At 64.4% G+C, this 16,416-nt stretch carries 14 protein-coding genes; 4 read left to right on the forward strand and 10 right to left on the reverse strand.

From position 1 onward, the window contains the following. Positions 1-54 precede the first annotated feature (54 nt). Entirely contained in the window at positions 55-210 is a 156-nt protein-coding gene (locus tag H6718_31860) for a hypothetical protein (GenBank protein ID MCB9590054.1), read from the reverse strand. A gap of 128 nt (positions 211-338) precedes the next feature. Between H6718_31860 and H6718_31865 the strand changes: the two genes are divergently transcribed. Both H6718_31865 and H6718_31870 read left to right on the forward strand, forming a co-directional pair. Next, complete coding sequence (locus H6718_31865; protein MCB9590055.1) at positions 339-1,979, forward strand: serine/threonine protein kinase; 1,641 nt, start codon at positions 339-341, stop codon at positions 1,977-1,979. A 48-nt stretch (positions 1,980-2,027) separates the two neighbouring features. Next, a complete protein-coding gene (locus tag H6718_31870; protein MCB9590056.1) occupies positions 2,028-3,386 on the forward strand; it encodes an HD domain-containing protein in 1,359 nt (452 codons plus the stop codon). Between the two features lie 177 nt (positions 3,387-3,563). Here the strand turns inward: H6718_31870 and H6718_31875 are convergent, their stop codons facing one another. From H6718_31875 to mnmA, 8 genes are all read right to left on the reverse strand, one after another. Further along, positions 3,564-5,381 (reverse strand): ATP-dependent zinc metalloprotease FtsH, encoded by a 1,818-nt coding sequence (locus H6718_31875; GenBank protein MCB9590057.1) that lies wholly within the window; start codon positions 5,379-5,381, stop codon positions 3,564-3,566. Between the two features lie 481 nt (positions 5,382-5,862). Continuing rightward, positions 5,863-6,732: a tRNA lysidine(34) synthetase TilS gene (gene tilS / locus H6718_31880; protein ID MCB9590058.1), complete on the reverse strand. Its 870-nt coding sequence runs from the start codon at positions 6,730-6,732 to the stop codon at positions 5,863-5,865. Between the two features lie 19 nt (positions 6,733-6,751). Then, positions 6,752-6,952 (reverse strand): hypothetical protein, encoded by a 201-nt coding sequence (locus tag H6718_31885; protein MCB9590059.1) that lies wholly within the window; start codon positions 6,950-6,952, stop codon positions 6,752-6,754. A 21-nt stretch (positions 6,953-6,973) separates the two neighbouring features. Beyond that, positions 6,974-8,674, reverse strand: a complete 1,701-nt coding sequence (locus H6718_31890; protein ID MCB9590060.1) for a hypothetical protein — start codon at positions 8,672-8,674, stop codon at positions 6,974-6,976. A 105-nt stretch (positions 8,675-8,779) separates the two neighbouring features. Continuing rightward, positions 8,780-11,236, reverse strand: a complete 2,457-nt coding sequence (locus tag H6718_31895) for a protein kinase (protein ID MCB9590061.1) — start codon at positions 11,234-11,236, stop codon at positions 8,780-8,782. Then, the gene (locus tag H6718_31900; GenBank protein MCB9590062.1) at positions 11,233-12,111 is read right to left on the reverse strand and encodes a tetratricopeptide repeat protein; all 879 of its coding nucleotides are present in this window, start codon (positions 12,109-12,111) and stop codon (positions 11,233-11,235) included. The genes H6718_31895 and H6718_31900 overlap by 4 nt, the downstream gene beginning before the upstream one ends. A gap of 344 nt (positions 12,112-12,455) precedes the next feature. Next, entirely contained in the window at positions 12,456-13,058 is a 603-nt protein-coding gene (locus H6718_31905; protein ID MCB9590063.1) for a hypothetical protein, read from the reverse strand. Between the two features lie 77 nt (positions 13,059-13,135). Then, on the reverse strand, positions 13,136-14,236 hold the full coding sequence (gene mnmA / locus H6718_31910) for a tRNA 2-thiouridine(34) synthase MnmA (protein MCB9590064.1): 1,101 nt from the start codon (positions 14,234-14,236) through the stop codon (positions 13,136-13,138). 121 nt (positions 14,237-14,357) lie between these two features. Between mnmA and H6718_31915 the strand changes: the two genes are divergently transcribed. Beyond that, positions 14,358-14,666, forward strand: a complete 309-nt coding sequence (locus tag H6718_31915) for a hypothetical protein (GenBank protein ID MCB9590065.1) — start codon at positions 14,358-14,360, stop codon at positions 14,664-14,666. Between the two features lie 69 nt (positions 14,667-14,735). Here H6718_31915 and H6718_31920 read toward each other — a convergent pair whose 3' ends face one another. Next, positions 14,736-15,323: a CPBP family intramembrane metalloprotease gene (locus H6718_31920; protein ID MCB9590066.1), complete on the reverse strand. Its 588-nt coding sequence runs from the start codon at positions 15,321-15,323 to the stop codon at positions 14,736-14,738. 394 nt (positions 15,324-15,717) lie between these two features. Here H6718_31920 and H6718_31925 point away from each other — a divergent pair, with 394 nt between their 5' ends. Continuing rightward, positions 15,718-16,416, forward strand: a complete 699-nt coding sequence (locus H6718_31925) for a sigma-70 family RNA polymerase sigma factor (protein MCB9590067.1) — start codon at positions 15,718-15,720, stop codon at positions 16,414-16,416.

A 16,416-nucleotide genomic window follows, 5' to 3' on the forward strand; every position in this document is an offset into this window, starting at 1 on the left:
GCTGAAAAGCCCCGGCAGCCGCGAATGCAACCCTCCACCGACCAAGGCATGGTTTCAATCCCCACGGATCTTCGGGTGCCAGCCTCCAGACTTACCGAAGCCAAGACGAACGCGAGCACGGATATTGCACCCATCGACCGGCCGGGAGTGCAGTTCTCGGGGATACGCCTCGGTATTGAGGAACACCTCGCCGCAGTAGGTCGAGGCCACGGCTCAAGCGTAGAAGCCAATCAGCATGGAAACAGCTAGAGCCCGCGAGAGCGCACAGTTGGTCGGTGATTCTTGGGTGTCACCTCATTAGAGTGGAGCCGGTCGTGAGCGAACAACGCCAAAAGACGATGGAGAGCGAAGCGGCGGGAGCCGTCTCCTACCCTGACACGCCGATGGAATCGAAGCGGGCGGATACCGGCGGGCTGAAGCTCGCGACGATCGCACCAGGCAGCATGGCGTCCATCCCGGATATGCCCGCAGTGGAGCTCGGAAAGAAGCCGGATCCCTACCTCGGGTGCACCATCGACGACCGCTACAAAGTCGAGGCGATCCTGGGCGAAGGCGGCATGGGCGTGGTGTATCGCTGCCGTCACAAGATCATCGACAAGAAGGTCGCGATGAAGATCCTCCGTGCCGACCTGGCACGGGACGCCGAGGTCACCGAGCGCTTTCTGATCGAAGCCAAGGCCGCGAGCTCCATCGGTAACCCCCACATCATCGACATCAGCGACTTTGGTCAGCTCCCCGATGGTTCGACGTATTTCGTCATGGAATACCTCGAAGGCACACCGCTCTCCAGCCTGATCGACGGTGGCGCTGCCCTGGGGATACAGCGCATCGTACACATCGGTCGTCAGCTGGCTGAGGGCCTGGCGGCTGCCCACGACGTCGAGATCGTCCACCGCGACCTGAAGCCAGACAACATCTTCTTGATCGACCGCGGCAAGGAGAAGGACTTCGTCAAAATCCTCGACTTCGGCATCGCGAAGGTCTCCACCGCCGAGCACGGCATCACCCGCGCGGGCTCTGTGTTCGGAACGCCCCACTACATGTCGCCCGAGCAGGCTGCCGGGGCGCCCGTTGACCATCGCGTGGATATCTACGCTCTGGGCGTGATCTTGTACGAGATGGCGAGCGGCAAGGTGCCGTTCGACGCCGACAACTTCATGGGCATCCTGACGCAGCACATGTACAAGGCGCCCGTTCCGATACGCGCCCTAGTGCCGCAGCCCAACGAGGTCCCCCCAGGCCTGGAAGCCATCATCCTGAAGTGCCTGAGCAAGCGGCCGGAACAGCGCTACCAGAACATGAACGATCTGGTAGAGGACCTGAACCGCCTCGAGACGGGCAATATCCCCACGGCAGTGCCGGAGATGATGCAGCGCTCGGGTGGCTTCAACGTTCCCGCGGACTACTTCAACAAGGGCGCCATGCCGGCGCCAGTCCCGGCTGACCCGGGTCGCCGCGGGCGCTCGAAGTGGCCGGTCTACGCTGGCGTCGCTGGCGTCGTCGCAGCTATCGCAATCGTCGGGACGATTTTCGCAGTGAGCCCACCGAGCTCCGCGACGCAGCCCACCGCTGCACCCGAAGTCGTGAAGACGGAGACTCCAGTCGCCACTGCCGCCGCAACCGTGGCAGAGAAACCGGCGGAGCCGAAGTCCACCGAGGTCATCCTCGCGGTTGCGCCGCTGGACGCACACGTCTTCAGGGGAGAAGAAGACCTGGGAGCATCCCCCGTCTCGCTGAAGGTGCCGGAAGGCGACACCGTTGACGTCGAGATCCGCGCGGAAGGCTACAAGACCCAGAAGCTCGCGCTCGACGGCAAGGAAACGAAGCAGTCGATCAAGCTGGAAAAAGAAGCCAAGGCGGCGGTCGGCTACGCGCGCCCGGTAGCCAAGCCAACGGCAAAGCCGGAAGCCAAGCCCCAACCGAAGCCCAAGCCCAAGCCCCAAATCGGCGGAAGCGACATCGTCAATCCCTGGAACTGAGGCGCTTTCGAGCGGAGACGGGGTTGCTGCGCTATAAGCGCGCCCATCGTGGATCTCCAAGCTCTCAAGAACGCGGTTCCCAGCGATGTGCTGAAGCTCTGCCAAACGCTCAAGCGAGCTGGACATCGCTCCTGGGTGGTCGGCGGCTGTGTGCGTGATCTGTTGCTCGCCTCGGATGCCTCGGCGGCGTCGATTCGCAACGACTGGGACATCGCCACGGACGCCCTACCGGAGCAGGTTCAGAAGCTCTTTCGCAAGGTGATCCCCACGGGCATCAAACACGGCACCGTCACCGTGCTCTTGAGCGGGGTCGGTTACGAGGTGACGACCTTGCGCGGAGAGACCACCTACAGCGACGGGCGCCGCCCAGACGAAGTCTACTTCGTAGATGATATCCGCGCGGACTTGGCCCGACGAGACTTCACGGTAAACGCCATCGCCTACGATCCGCTGGAAGAGCAGCTGATCGATCCATTTGGCGGCGCCCTGGATCTGGAGCAGAAGCTCCTACGCGCCGTCGGTGTCGCGAAAGAGCGCTTTGACGAAGATGGTCTACGCATCTTGCGCGCCGCGCGGTTCGTCGCGTCTCTGGGTATGGAACTCGAAGAGAGCACTGCAGCCGCGATGCGTCCGTCGCTGCCGACCTACCGCAAAGTGAGCCCCGAACGCATCCGTGACGAGTGGATGAAGACGCTCAAGACGGCGAAGCCGAGCCGCGGCTTTCAGGTCATGCTCGACCACGGAATGCTGGAAGTCAGCGTGCCGGAGCTCTTCAGCTGCGCCGACTTCGTGAGCGGTCACGCGGAGCTTGACGGCCCGATCTGGCAGCATTTGATGCAGGTGCTCGACGCCTGCCCGGCAGACCCGGTCCTGCGCACCGCGGCGCTGCTTCACGACGTGGGCGAGCCGCGCCTTCTGGCTACTGATGATGCTCGCGAGCACGCGAAGCTAGGCGCCCAGATCGCGGAAAGCGTGTGTGCGCGCCTGCGCTTCTCCAACGCCGAGCGCGAACGCGTGGCGGCTCTTGTGCGGCACCACGTGATCGATTTCCAGTCACTGAACGACCCCGCGAGCCTGCGCCGCTGGCTGCGCCAGGTTGACCCATGCCTGCCGCAACTTTGGGAGCTTGTGAACGCTGACCTCAGCGCCACCGCTCCAGAACGCATACCGCAGCTCAACGGTCTCATTTACCGCGTAGAAAAAGAGCTCCAGTGCGGGATGATCTGGAGCACTCGCGATCTGGCAATAGGCGGCAAGGACTTGATGCAGGAGCTGGGGCTGCCGCCGAGCAAGCAGCTGGGCGTCATCCTGGACGCCTTGCTGGAGCGGGTCACGGACGAACCGGCGCTCAACCAGCGTGACACGTTGCTCGAGCTGGCGCGGGGGCTTGCGGCAGACGCTGACTGAGACCAGTGCGCCTCACCCCCAAACCCCGCGGAAACGCACCATTAGAGTGAACGCCGCTCGAATGAGCGAACGCCGCTCAATTGACTGAGCGACAAAAGAGCAAACCCCGCGACTCCGAGGGGAGTGCGGGGTTCTTCACTCGCGCCTTCCTTCGAGGCGCACCACGCTAGGCTACCGTCAGGTGCTCGGCGCAGGCTTGGGTGCGCCGAAGATGCTGGCGGGGCGCTTCTTCTCGCTGTTTTCGCGACGCTTGTCGGTCCAGCGCGGGATCAGCACCTTGGCTCGCTCAGGTAGCGGCTCACCCTTGATGGCGCAGCGGATCTCTTCAGAGCTCAAGGTCTCACGCTCCAGGAGGGCTTCGGCTACGCGATCCAGCGCGTCGCGGTTTTCCTCCAAGGTGCGCTTGGCCAATGAGTACTGCTCTTCGATGATCTTGCGCAGTTCCTTGTCGATTTGACGAGCGGTGTCGTCGGAGTAGTCGTCGCGACGCGACGCCATCTCACGGCCGAGGAAGATGCTCTCTTCCTGCTCACCGTAGGCGATGGGACCAAGGGCGTCCGTCATGCCGTGCTCACACACCATGGCGCGAGCCATGCCGGTGGCGCGCTTGATGTCGTCCTGAGCGCCGGTGGTGATCTCCGTGAAGACCAGCTCTTCCGCGACGCGGCCACCGAGGGCCATCGCGATGCGAGCCAGGGTCTGCTTGCGCGTCATCAGGTGACGGTCTTCCTGAGGCAGGAACATCGTCACGCCGAGGGCGGCGCCGCGGGGGATGATCGAGACCTTGTGCACCGGGTCGTTGCCGTCGACGAGCATGCCCACCAGGGTGTGACCCGCCTCGTGCCACGCAGCCGTGCGACGCTCCGTCTCGCTCATCACCATCGACTTGCGCTCGGTGCCCATGAGGACCTTGTCCTTGGCCATCTCGAAGTCGATCATCGACACGCAGTCTTTGTCTTGCCGCGCGGCAAGCAGAGCGGCCTCGTTGACCAGGTTCTCGAGATCGGCTCCGACGAAGCCCGGGGTACCCGCCGCCAAGATTGACAGGTCCACGTCGACTCCCAGCGGCACCTTCTTGGTGTGCACAGCCAGGATGCCTTCACGACCGCGGATATCCGGGCGCGGCACCACGATGCGGCGGTCGAAGCGACCAGGACGCAGGATCGCGGGGTCGAGAACGTCGGGACGGTTCGTGGCGGCGATGATGATCACGCCTTCGTTGCTCTCGAAGCCGTCCATCTCCACCAGGAGCTGGTTCAACGTCTGCTCACGCTCGTCGTGTCCACCACCGAGGCCAGCGCCACGATGACGGCCGACGGCGTCGATCTCGTCGATGAAGATGATGCAGGGCGCGTGCTTCTTGCCTTGCTCGAACAGGTCGCGAACGCGACTCGCACCGACACCCACGAACATCTCCACGAAGTCGGAGCCGGAGATGCTGAAGAAGGGCACGCCGGCTTCACCTGCGATGGCGCGAGCGAGCAGCGTCTTACCCGTGCCGGGGGGCCCCATCATCAAGACGCCCTTCGGGATGCGCCCGCCGAGCTTCTGGAACTTCTTTGGATCCTTGAGGAAAGCGATCAGCTCCTCAACCTCGTCCTTCGCCTCGTCCACACCCGCGACGTCGGCGAAAGTGACCTTGTTCTGCGCCTCGTTCAGCAAGCGCGCCCGGCTCTTGCCGAAGCTCATCGCCTTGCCTCCACCGGCCTGCAGCTGACGCATGAAGAGGTAGAACATCACCAGCAGGATCACCATCGGTAGCAAGATGGTGAGCATCGTGGTGAGGATTGGATTGCTCTCCTCCTGCTCGTAGTTGACCTTCACATCATTGCGCAGCAGGCGCTTCATGATGGCGTCAGAGACAGCCGGTCCGATGGTCTCCTTCTTTTCGCCCTTGGGGTTGTTGGGCTCGACGACGGTGAAGCGATATCGCGTATCCTTGATATCGACTTCTTCGACGTGCTTCTTGTCCGGAGGTGCCTCCACCAGCGCCATGAACTCACTGAAGGCGACGGACTTGCGATGCTGGCCGTCGCTATCGACGAAGTGCCAAATCGCGAAGAAGGCGACGATCAGGACGACCCAGAGGAGGACGGTCTTATGGGGTTGCTTCACTGTTCCTCAGCGGCTTGCGATGCGATGGTGAGTAGTGACGTGCTCGAGCCCAAGCGGCGCGAGATGAATCGGTAGTTGGTCGTTCCCTACGAGCGGTGATGACTTGCTTCATCATGCCATCGCCACGCCGGCAGTGCACCCGAGGCCCGGGCAGTCCGGGTTCTTAACCGGGAGAGCATGCGCTGGCGATGGTTTCGCGTTGGTTTTTCACCCTCGTAGTGAGTCCCTCTCTACCTAATGTCGAACCGGCGTTCGTGCATCCCTTGACGACCCACAATGCCGTCGACCTAAGAGACGCAAAAATCCCGAGCAAATGCCCGGCTCTTCAAGTACGCCGGGCGACGCCACTGAGTTTCGCCGGTCACTTGCTGCTGCGTCTGAGCGACAACGTGCCGCGCGTCCCACGCGAAGGCTGTTCAGTGCCTGAAGCGCTCTCGGGTGCGAATTTCAGTGTTTGTCCGCCCTTGAGCGCCAGCTCCACGGGTTGCTGCTGAATCAGCGCGTGCTGCAAGGCTTGAACTTGCGCCCGGTTCAGGCCGCCCCGCAGCGCCGATTCCTCCCCGAGCTGATCCGCGAGCGCGGTGAGATGCCCCACGATGCCCGGGGATAGCTGCTCGAGCAGCGGCAGCAGCTCCCGCCTCACCCGCACGCGCAAGAATCGCGGATCCGCGTTGGATGGATCACTGGCGACTTGGAGAGCGTGGCGCTCGACGTGGCGGAGTACATCACCGCGTGTGGCGCGGATCATCGGTCGTACCCGATCGCCACTTCTCGGAGGCAGCACAGCGAGGCCGCCGGGGCCCGAGCCGCGTAGCAAGCGCAGTAGCAGCGTCTCCGCCCGGTCGTCCGCGTGGTGCGCGGTGCACACCAGGGCCTCGTGGTGCTGGGCCACAGCTTCGAGCTCACGGTAGCGCGCCACCCGAGCGCGCTCCTGGAGGTTGCCTCCCTTGGGCAGCGAGATGCGAGAGCGCGTGAACGCGACTCCGTGCGCTTCCGCCAACGCCTGCGCCAAGTCGAGCTCGGCGCCAGCCTCACCACGCAGGCCGTGGTCCACACCATGCGCCCAAACTCGAAGCCCAAGCTTCTGCTGCGAGAGCGCCAACACATGGAGCAGGGCCATCGAGTCGGGGCCACCACTCACCGCCACCAGCAGCCTCGCCCCGCGCAGGTCGAGGTCCTTCAGGGTCGCCTGAACCAACTTGATCAGGGTTGGGGGGTGAGAGCGAGACACAACGCAGCGCTTCGAACCGTCAAGCCAGCTCGAACTCCTTGCAGAACACCAACTCCGACCCCACGTCGCGCTGCTGCTCGAGATGTTCGGCGTTGGGATAGCCCAGCGCGCAGCAGCGAGTGTCCTCGGCTGGTGCGAAGTAGCAACACGACTCACAAGCGAAGCGGAGCTGGAAACGCTCCGCTTCGTCGAGCAGGCGGCGGTCGACGCGGGTCTTCACCGGAGCCCCGTCATAGGCGTCTCACTCGCTGCAGGACAGCACCGCCCAGCCACCGGTCGGCTCACCAGCGCTGAGCTTCGAGCGCGTCATCCAGGCGACCGCGACCAAGCCACGCGCGGCGGCCATGCTCACCAAATCACCTTCGAAGCCCGTCAAGTCGGTGCTGCCCACGGTCCCGTCAAAGACAGCAGCTGTCCCCGCGGTGAGCGTGGCGTTCGCCCCGGTGTACGGGATGATGGTCAGCTTCTCTGACGCACCGGTGAGGAAGAACACACGATCCCCAAGTTGGGCGACGTCACCACCACGAACGGAACCACTACCGGCGCTGCCCTGACCGAGGTCTGCACCAGTCGCGTCAGTCAACTGGTAGTGGATGCCTGTAGCCTCGGGCACCATCGCCAGCACGCGGTCGTCCCACGAAGTGATCGCACCCCAGGTCGCGTCGGGCAGCTCGATCTCCGTTGGCGTGGCGGCTTCGGGTGCACCAACCTGGAGCACCACCGCTGCGCGATCGGGGATTTGGCCAAGCAGGCCACGCACCGTTGCCGTGCGGCTCACTTCCGCGAAGCCGGCCGGGGCGGCCATGAACAGGTTCGAGGTGTTCACGCCCCCTTTGAAACCCGCCCCCTCGAGGGTCGCGCTCTGCACCACGACACCACTGGTGGTCAGCACGCGATACACGAACTCGAAATCATTGGCCGACCCAGCGACAGGACTGGCAGAGTGGTTACGCGCCAGTGTGAGTTCGGAGAACGCGGGGTTCGAGACGGAGTTGTTCCCCGTGGAAGCGCCGCCGGCATCAAAGGTCGCGAACACCGCGCCTGCGCCGCCGCCGGTGCAGTTTGGAAGGCTCGCGGTGAGCACACCCCCTCCGTCACCAAACGCGATCCCGAGCCCCGGGTCCTTGGGGGTCTCTGCGCAGGCGGAGAGCGGGATCTTGCTGGGCGACGCGGGCGCGCCGGCGTCTGTCACGCCCTGTAAAACCAGCTGAAGCGTCGTGGTGGCGGGGTTCTGCTCGCGGAAGCCAATCACGAATCCGCTGGGGGTCGCGACGATCGCCGGACCGGACAGATTCGCATCCTCCGCTGCCGCGGCCGGGAGTTCACCGCTCGCCACGACGCTCAGGCTGCAGCCGCCCCCACCGCCGTCGGTGGAGGAATCTCCGGTGCCACCGTCGCCAGGCTCGCCTTCGCAGCGACCCCCGACGCAGGTCGAGGGAGCGATACACGCGGTGCTCGCTCTGAGTGGCGTGCAAGCATCGACCTCTGAGCACTGCCCGTCCACTGGGCAGTTCGCCCAAGCAGCAACGTTGATCTCCACTTTCTTGATGTCATCGAGGTTCGCGCAGGTGCAGCCAGTGGCGATGGGCTTGCACGTGTCATCTTTGAGGATCACGCCGAATGCATATTTCCGCGCAGAAAGTGTACCAACCTCAGGGAGTCCGTTGCCCTCGGCCACAACCGAGCGGAACACGGCACCCGTAGTGTCTCCGGCCGCGAGCTGGACCTCTACATCCCCACAGGTGTTGCCGGGGCATTCCGATTCAAAAACGGCGAATTCGGCGTAGGCGGTGCCCTGCTGACGGAAATTGCACAGGTCGTGCATGACCAGCTCGAGGTCGCGCGAGGAGCACGCTGAGCCGAGCAGGCCACTGCCGAGGAGAAACACTGCCCCCGACATCCAACCGAAAGCTCGCACACCCTTCAAAGTATAAGTTCTCATGTCGCTGTATTCGCTGAAAGTTGCGGTCGGCTCAGCCTGCACCGCAGCTCAAGAGGCCATATCAAGTCGGCGACTCAGTTGGTCAGGTTCGCCCCAAAGAGTCGTTCAAGATCCCATGTTCACGCGTTGTGCCGTCGTCTTCCCGCTCGTGATCTTCACGCTGATGGACTTTGACGCGGCGCCCTTGCGTCGCAGGGACACCCCGTAGTTCCCTGGGGCAAGCGAGGCACGCACGACGGGCGAGGGCCCCAGGTTACGGCCGTTTGCGCTCACGCTGTCGCAAGCCGGGTCACACACCACGGTGAGGAAGCCGGGGGCGGTGGACGCCGCGGGCGTCTCCTCCTTCTTCGGCAGCGGACCAGGCACCCGAGCGGGAGCCGAGGTCGGCGTTCCGGCGGCCGTCGGTGCCTCCGGCTTCTTTTCCTCGGGGAGAGAAGTCGGGTCCAACGTTTCGCCCTCAGGAGCGGCGGTAGCGGTGGCGGTCGCTGTTGCCGTTGCAGCCGGCTCCGCCGTCGCAACAGGAGGCGGCGTGGTAGGCGCCGTGGGAGCTTGCACGGTCGCGACGGTGGGCACAGGCGCCGGCGCCGGCTTTTCAAGCACCTTCAACACCACGAGCGCCGTGAGCGCCAACGCTGCGAGCGTCGTCGTCGCGGCGATGACGGCGATCATCAACGAGCGCGAGTCCTTCTGCGGAGGCGGCTGCGAGTAGATGACCTGCGGAGCAGCCTGCTGCACTGCCGCTGGCGCCGGGGTGGGAGCCATCTGAGCCGGCGGCGGTTCCGATACGACCACGGGAGCGGCGGGCTGCGGCGCCGGCTGGTAGCTCTTTGGCGGAACGTGGACCGCAGTCGAAATGGACGCCGTGTTCAGGTCCTCGTCGTTGAGGTCCATCGGGCTGTCCATGATGCGAGTGACCGCATCGTCGTCTTCATCGTAGCTGTGAAAGCCCGCGTGCTGCACGGGAGGCTGTGGCGCCGGCGCCGAGTAGCTGGGAATCACCTGTGTCTTGGCTGGAGCCGGACGCGGAGGCGGCGGAGGCGGAGCACCAAGGCCTAGCTGAGTGCGCTTCGGAGAGTTCATGGCGGAATCTGGCTGGGGCTGAGAGGATGGCCCTTCCAAGGGGTAGCCTGGAAGTGCCTGTGGAGGCGGCACCGTTGGCGGCCGTCCAGCTGCTGGCCGAGGTGCTGCGAGGGGTTGAGTCGCCCCAAAGGGGCGCATGGCACTGGCCGCCGCAAACGCGGGGCCCGATACGGGAGTGGAACTGGGAATCGCCTGACGCGTGGGTTGAGAGGGCCGCCGCGCGGAAACATCTGAGGGAGCCGGAGTTGCGCTGATCGGGGGCAAGCGTGCGCCTGGGCTCGCGAGCGCAGTGGATGTCTTCAGGGGCCCCGGCTGGCCGGGCACTGACTGCACGTCGCTCTCCAGCGTCAGCAGGCTCACCTCGTCCAAGTTGCCAGCAGAGGGCCGCTCCAGCTTGTCTAGGCTGATGGTCTGAGTGACCTCTGCTGCCCACTGGAGATGCGCCTCGCGCTTCTCGTAGCGATCGGCGAGCACCTGCTTCATGTAGCCGCCGATTTCGTCGGCGCCGATGAACTGCCCCGTCTTCATCAGGTACTGCTGCAGCGCTCGGGAGAGCTCACGAGCCGTCTGGAAACGGCGGTTCTTGTCCTTCGCCAGCGCGCGCATGACGATCGACTCGAGCTCCACCGGGTAGTTCGCGACGATGCTCGATGGCGACGGCACGATGCACGCCTGGACACGCTCGAGGGTGTCCAAATCGTTATCCATGCGGAATAGACGACGCCCGGTGGTGATCTCCCAGATCACGACGCCCAGCGCGAATACGTCGGTGCGCCGATCGACATCCTCACCCCGCACCTGCTCCGGGCTCATGTAGGCGAGCTTGCCCTTCAGGGTCCCGGCGCGCGTCTTGGTCATGCGGTCAGTGACCTTGGCAACGCCAAAGTCCACGACCTTTACGCTCCCGTCGTAGGTCACGAACAGGTTGTGTGGCGTCACATCGCGGTGGACGAGACCGAGCGTTTTGCCGTGCTTGTCCGCCAACTCGTGGGCGGCGTGGAGGCCCTCCGCGGCATCGGCCACGATCCGCGCCACCATCGCGTGGCTCATTGCGGGGCCGCCCCCCTCATCGAGCACGCGCATGACCTCCCTCAGAGGTTCGCCGTGCAGGTACTCCATCGCGATCCAGTAGCTGTCGCGGTGGGTACCAAGGTCAAAGACCTGAGCTACGTTTGGATGAGTGATCCGCGCGGCAATGCGCGCCTCATCCAGAAACATGGAGATGAAAGTCTGGTCTTCCGCCAGGTGCTTGTGGATGCGCTTGATAGCCACCCACTTTTGGAAGCCGCCAGGGCCATCTGCACGCGCCAGATGCACGGAGGCCATTCCACCGACGCCGATCTCATCGACAACGCGGTAGCGCCCCAGAAAGTAGGTCCCACCTGAGGGGAACGAGGGTTCACTGTATTCGAGACGCGAGTCACTCTCCGACCCGGAGAGCCGGGGCGCACGTGGAGGCCGAGGCGCAGGGCCAGGGCTCATTGCCAAGCCGGCGCTCCAACGCTGACATCATCGGACGGCCGCGTTGCAAAGAACACCACCGCAGCGGTCGCTACGATGGCCACGCCGCCGGCAATCCAGGGCACGGGCCCTGAGAAGATGCCTCCCTCGTCCTTCTTCTTGTCCTTCTTCTTGTTCGCGAAGGGATCCTCTTTGCCCCAGCTTCCGCTGGCAGGCGCCGCGCCGGTCGAGCGCTCCCCTTCGACCTTGATCTTCAGGCTCTCGGCGACCCACGCGTTGTCCTTGCTGTCCATCCCCGCGACTCGAACCTTCAGACGCGCGCCACGCTCCGCAACCTTGGGCGGAAACTTGAAGGTGAGCTTGCCGGATGAATCGAGCTTCTTGCGCCACTTCTTGCCAGTCAGCGTGTCTTCGATGGTCACCACGACTCGGGTGACGAAGACGGAAAATCCCTCCGGAATTTCTGTCTCGATGACAAACGCTTGGTTGGCGGGGATCTCCTCGGGCGCGCTGATGTTGAGGCTGAGCTTTTCGCCTTGCTCACCCGCCTCCGACTTCGCCTGCGCGTAGAGCTTGCGTGCGACGGGACCGCTGTCTGCGGGCAGCTCGAAGTTTGGATCGACGACGGACGCCACGCGGAAGTCGCTCAAGGCACCGGCCTTGTCCTTCAACGCCGCCTTCACGGTGCCAATTCGGCTGTAGGCGATGACGACCTCTTCAGGCTCGAGCCCACCCGCGTCGAGCGCCTCTTGGTAGAGCTTTTGAGCCTCCTCGAGTTCGCCGCGGTGCCAAGCCGCGTCAGCTTTGCCAAAGGACTTCGGGGCAGCGAATGCCGTCGAACCAAACAGGCTCAGAGCAAACGCGAACAAGGCGATGAAGAGGAAGCGCGGATACATAGGAAACCGTTTGAGAAATCGTATCGGTCAGACACCCGACGATCAAGGCGGCGGGAGCGTATACTTCCGCCTGCGCCAAACAGACGGATGAAGCCAGTAGCTGGAGTTGGAGGGCGCGCACTCACGGCTGCGTCGCCACCATGCTTTGAACAAGCCGCCGCGCACACCGAGCGGTTGGCGACCAGCTGGTGACTGCCGCGAACGAACACCGAATTGTCGTCTGCAGAAGCGCGGCTTGCCAAGCTTCAATCCCGCTTCTGGGCAAGGTGGCGTGCCTTGATCAAGCTCACCGCTCCGCCGCTCGGCATGGATTGCGCGGCGCGTTGTCGCGGAGTAGCGAGCGCTTATGGAAACGGCTGCGCTGGCTGACCGCGCTGGAAGAAGAAGCGAAACCGTCCCGTCACACGGCTGGTGCGCCCCGCCGGATAACTGCCATCCGCCGTGGCATCTCGTGGGTCGACGAAGGTCGCGTCAAACTCCGCATCCGTGAGCCGATCGTCGCCGTTCGTCTCGTTTGGATCGCCGCTGAACAGATCGCTGAAGGTGATCGTGCCATCTACCGCGTGCAACGTGCCGTTCTGCTCGTGACACGTTTGGTGCAGGTACAGGCTGAGGCTGACCAGCGGCTCCTCGAGTTCGCGGATTGGAGTCCCAACCGGTTGCACTCCCGACGGCAGCCCCACGGGAATCGAGGTTCCGAGCAAGCCCTTGCGGATCCCGTCCACGTTATTGACCATCACGATCAACCCGTCGCTCAGCTCCTCGATGTCTTCCCCACGCTGGATGCGGATGAGCATCGTGTCGCGGTAGGGGTTCGCAGCGAAAAAGCTGGGCTTCAAATCATAGCTGCCGTTCCAACAGCCCTCGATGAAGAGCCGGTCGCTCTTTACTTCGCCCTCGCCTTCGGCGGTGCTGCACGCGCCCCCCAGGAGACCGAGCAGCAACAGCGCAGCGCCGGAGCTCCTTAGCCAAGGCCTCAGGCGCCGTCGCAGGTTTCGCATGCTTTGGGTTTGGGGGTGAGGGGTCATGGCTGCGGCTCTGGGCGTGCAGGTGGGCTAGCGACTTTCGGCTCCTGCTCGGAGCTGTGGAGCCAGCTCCTCTGGATGGTACCACCCCCAAGCACTCGATCCCCGTCGTACATCACCGCAACTTGTCCCGGCACGATAGCGTGCAGGGGCTCCGCGAACTCGAGCTGAAACTCCCCGAGCCGGTTTGCGAGCTTGGCGGGCTGAGGTGTTCCGCGGTAGCGGACCACGGCTTGGCAGTCGAAGGGCGCGGCTTGCCCCGTCGCCAGTGCGACCTCGGCGAGCTTGGCGCGATCGGCGAGGAGTTGCTCCCGGGGCCCGAGTTCGACCGTACCCCCGCGGTCTACTCGCACGACGTACAAACGTTTCCCCGCGGCAACTCCCAGGTTCTTGCGCTGGCCCACTGTGAAGCGGTGGATGCCGTCGTGCTCAGCGAGCACCCTCCCCCCCTGATCCACCAGCTGGCCCTTGGTGACGCGATCCCCGGCACGTGAGCTGACCAGTGCGTCGTAGCGCCCTCGAGGAACGAAGCACAGCTCTTGGCTCTCGCCCTTGGTTGCTCCAGGCAGAGCCAGCGTCTCGGCCTCGGCGCGGATTTCCGCCTTGGTGGCGTCACCCAGAGGAAACATCAAGCGGCCCAGCGTCGCCGCGTCCAGCATGTGCAGGAAGTAGCTCTGGTCCTTGGCCAAATCCCGTGCGCGAAAAAGCGCCGGACGCCCGGCGTGCTCCCGAATGCGCGCGTAGTGCCCGGTCGCGACGTGGCTCGCTCCCAGGCGATCCGCCAGTTGCAACAGCTCCCGCAGCTTGACTCCGCGATTGCAGCGCACGCATGGGCTCGGCGTTTCCCCCTCGAGATAGGCATCAACGAAGGGCCCCACGACTTCGCGCTGGAATAGCTCGCGACGATCGAAGGCGAAGTAGGGAATGCTCAGCGCGTCGCAGACTCGGCGAGCGTCGTGGACGTCTTCCGGTGCGCAGCAGCGCCCTTTGACCTGACCGTCGTCTGGATAGTCCCAGAGATGCAGCGTGACCCCAACGACATCGTGCCCCGCAGCGACCAAGCGGGCAGCGGCGACCGACGAATCGACGCCACCGCTCATCGCAACCAGGATGCGCTCGATCTGCTCCACGTCCTCTCAATAGCCCGCTTCGGTCACGGGGCAAGCTGGCATCTTACCCACAAAGCACGCAACCAACCCGAGTCCTGGTCGACAGCTAGCCATGGAAATCGGAACTGGAGCCCCGAGCCCTCCCCCCGCCACCGCGTCGGCACCTTCAGCGTCAGCTGAGCCCGAACACGTCGAGAGTCGCTTCAAGCAAGCGCTCAGCGCCCTCGGGGGCGAAATCGATCGCGGGGAAAAGACGGTCAAGCGGGCCTTGAACGGCGCGCAGATGGGAGGCCTGGCCGCGGGCGACTTGATCGCGCTCCAAGCTGGCATCTATCGCTACAGCGAAGCCGTGGACCTCGCCGGAAAGCTGGTGGACCGCGCCGGCAGCGCCGTGAAGACGACCCTGCAAAGCAACGGCTGAATGACCCACCTGCAAGCAATTCACCCGCGCGAGGCGCGGATGAACCACAATTCCCCAAGGAAATTTAAATCAGCTACGTTGGCCCAATAGCCCGCCCAAGTTGCGGGGGCGAGGATCGGGATCGTGATGCTTCAAGAAGCGCAGGTTGACCGCGTTGATCAAGCCATGGGCGAGCAGGGGCCCTAGCAAGCTCCCCGTGGCGGCGTAGACCAACCCCAGAATCAATCCAATGGCGGCTGCCCAACCCGCCCATACCCAACGGCTCGGACCAGGAACGTAGTGCACCAAGCCGAAAATCAGCGCTTGTAGCCAAACCCCAGCCAACGGCTGCAGCGCCCCGCGAAACAGCAACTCCTCACCCAAGGAACTGAGCACAGCGAGCGCCAGCAGACCGACCGGGCTCAATCCCCGCGCAACGGGACGCAGATCCCGGTGCAGCTGCCGCGCCCATTCAAAACGCACCACGCACACTCGGGTGAGTACGACCACCAGCAATCCGACGCCCAGCCCAGCGCCTGCGCTCCAGGTATGGGAGGGAGCAATCGTTAGCCAAGCCACTGGAAGGGTGAACAAGGACTCACCACGCCAAGCACCGATAACCAACGCGAGCAGGGCCAGCCCGACATAGGCTGCGGCGTATCGTCCCCACCTGCTCATCCTCTGACTATGGCACGCGCAGCTCAACGATGCGTGCCCGAGTTTCCCCGATGACTCCCCAACCCACCCCAGCACAGCCAGCACCCCACGCACCGCCGCGAGCCGCGCAAGGATGCAGCGTCCCAGCCCCGGTCTTTCGCCTGCAGAGCGAAGGGGCGCGAGCGGAGGATGCTTCACAGCACTCCGCCAGCAGCCCCGCGCCGGGGCGATTCTCAGTCGCGATGTCACCGCAAGCTGCGCTAGTGTCCACAAACGCCCCAGCGGCTCACGACTTCGCTCGTCGAGGTCACCAGCCGGCCCCCGCGCAGCGTGGGGGGGGCTCCACGGCAAATGCAGAATGCGCCGTGGTTCGTTCTCCCGCAGATCTTCGATTCGCTTTGCCAGGTTGGCTGTTGTGACGACCCCGGACTCACCGGAAGCGCTCGCTCGATTCCATGACCACTTGGACTTGTGCGAGATCATCGCCCGACACGTCGGGAGAGGCGTGCCGAACGCCGCCTTGGATGAACTCTTGAGCTTCGCCAGGGAGGGCCTACTGGACGCGGCGAGGCGCTACGACCCAGAACGCGGAGTTCCGTTTCGCGCGTTCGCCAGCTACCGCGTGCGCGGTTCCGTCATCGATGGTCTTCGCAGCCTCGCGCATCTGCCCCGCAGAGTCCACGAGCGGCTCCGCGCCCTGGAAGCTGCAGGCCGCGTCAGTGAAGGTGTGGTCGAGGATCTACAAGGGGGTGCGCCGCCGGGTAGCGCGCGCGCCGACGCAGAGCGGGCCTTGAATGATCACTTGGCGAACATGGCAACCGCCATGGCCACGGGAATCGTCAGTCAGACAGTGCCCGGTGAAGACGGCCCCGACCACCTCTCCCTCGACGCCCCTGCTGACGAGCAGCTGGAGCGCGCTCAGCTCCTGCAGCTGATCCAAGAGGGCATCGCCGAGCTCCCGGAGCAAGAACGGGAGCTAGTGCAGCGCCACTACTTCGAGGGGGAGCGCTTCGACCACGTCGCCGCGGAGCTCGGGCTCTCGAAGAGTTGGGCGAGCAGGCTGCACACCCGCGCAATCGGTCGCCTCACCAAACGCTTACAACAGAAACTCTAG

This window comes from Polyangiaceae bacterium, assembly GCA_020633205.1.
Lineage (GTDB): Bacteria > Myxococcota_A > Polyangia > Polyangiales > Polyangiaceae > JAHBVY01.

Bases quoted from the DNA above. Each gene is read 5' to 3' on its own strand.
- H6718_31865 (MCB9590055.1), top strand. From the start codon at position 339: ATGGAGAGCGAAGCGGCGGGAGCCGTCTCCTACCCTGACACGCCGATG.
- H6718_31875 (MCB9590057.1), bottom strand. From the start codon at position 5,381: ATGGCGCTGGTGGAGGCACCTCCGGACAAGAAGCACGTCGAAGAAGTC.
- H6718_31890 (MCB9590060.1), bottom strand. From the start codon at position 8,674: ATGAGAACTTATACTTTGAAGGGTGTGCGAGCTTTCGGTTGGATGTCG.
- H6718_31895 (MCB9590061.1), bottom strand. From the start codon at position 11,236: ATGAGCCCTGGCCCTGCGCCTCGGCCTCCACGTGCGCCCCGGCTCTCC.
- H6718_31900 (MCB9590062.1), bottom strand. From the start codon at position 12,111: ATGTATCCGCGCTTCCTCTTCATCGCCTTGTTCGCGTTTGCTCTGAGC.
- mnmA (MCB9590064.1), bottom strand. From the start codon at position 14,236: ATGAGCGGTGGCGTCGATTCGTCGGTCGCCGCTGCCCGCTTGGTCGCT.
- H6718_31915 (MCB9590065.1), top strand. From the start codon at position 14,358: ATGGAAATCGGAACTGGAGCCCCGAGCCCTCCCCCCGCCACCGCGTCG.
- H6718_31920 (MCB9590066.1), bottom strand. From the start codon at position 15,323: ATGAGCAGGTGGGGACGATACGCCGCAGCCTATGTCGGGCTGGCCCTG.